Origin of the sequence: Streptococcus cristatus (assembly GCF_003943815.1) — a bacterium.
In the GTDB taxonomy this organism is placed as follows: Bacteria; Bacillota; Bacilli; order Lactobacillales; family Streptococcaceae; genus Streptococcus; species Streptococcus cristatus_F.
In genome coordinates, this window is sequence record NZ_RJNA01000049.1 from 1 (window position 1) to 1,091 (window position 1,091).

General features: G+C 32.5%; 2 pseudogenes. One reads left to right on the plus strand and one right to left on the minus strand.

Annotation, left to right across the window (positions count from 1 at the left end):
• Positions 1 to 264 precede the first annotated feature (264 nt).
• A pseudogene (locus tag D8872_RS10640) lies at positions 265 to 903 on the minus strand (helix-turn-helix domain-containing protein); the annotation flags it as partial.
• On the opposite strand from D8872_RS10640, the pseudogene D8872_RS10645 reads away from it, so the two are divergent.
• A pseudogene (locus D8872_RS10645) lies at positions 890 to 1,091 on the plus strand (His/Gly/Thr/Pro-type tRNA ligase C-terminal domain-containing protein); the annotation flags it as partial. The pseudogenes D8872_RS10640 and D8872_RS10645 sit on opposite strands and share 14 nt — an antisense overlap.

The following is a 1,091-nucleotide window of genomic DNA, read 5'->3' on the forward strand; positions in this document are numbered from 1 at the left end:
TGCAGGACCAGGATCAATTTCTGTTGCCTTTATATGAGATTGGGGTTTCGATACAATCCCTAACAGAATTAAAACTATAACTACTAAAGTAACAATTTTTTTAAACAAATTTTTCATATTTCTCTCCTCTTTTTTGCCTTTAGTTTATCACTTCGATGTTATTATGTCAACAATTTTATAAGGTTTTTTTATTTTTTTTTATTAAATACATATTTGTATTATTTTGGATTAAAAAAAACGATGCTTAATTGAACATCGTCTTTGCTATTCTGTTATATCTGCAATATAATGCTCGATTTTAAGAGCCATTGACATATTGCCCTCAAGCTTATATAGGAAATAAGCCGTTTCAAAGTACTCTTTTACTGCAACTTTAGAAGAAAAATTCTTACTGACATTTCCCATCAATACATACAAATCAGCCAAAAGATATGTTGTTCTATACGTCTTACATTGCTTTATCGTATCTGTGATTTTAGTAATAGCCTCTTCAGTATTATTCTGCAACCATAGATAGCGACAAACATTATAATTAAATTTAATAGAAAGGTTTAATTCTTCGATTGTATTTAACTTGAGTTGATTTACTTGACACTCCAACTTTTCTCGAATTTCATTAAAGCTCTCTAAATCTTCAATATCATAATAAAAATTAAATAGAGTATTTGAAACTTGAAGGTAGAACAGGTCAGTTACATTTAACTGAGACAGTACCTTCTCCAATCTTGCCACAGCTTCCTCTTTTTGCCCATAGAAATAAAAATCTATAAGAGATTTTATCCACTCCATATAAAATTTATTTACTAGAGACAAGCGATGTACCTTTACACTCTCTAATTCATATATATACTTCAAAGACTCATAATTTCGATTTGTGATAAATGTCTGGGCTAACTTNNTAAACGCTGGTTATGAAGTCTTGGTGGACGATCGCAATGAGCGCGCAGGTGTTAAGTTCAGCGACAGCGATTTGATTGGTCTCCCAATCCGCGTGACAGTTGGTAAGAAAGCCGCAGAAGGCATTGTCGAAGTCAAGATTAAAGCTACGGGCGATACCATTGAAGTCCATGCTGATAATCTGCTCGAAACTC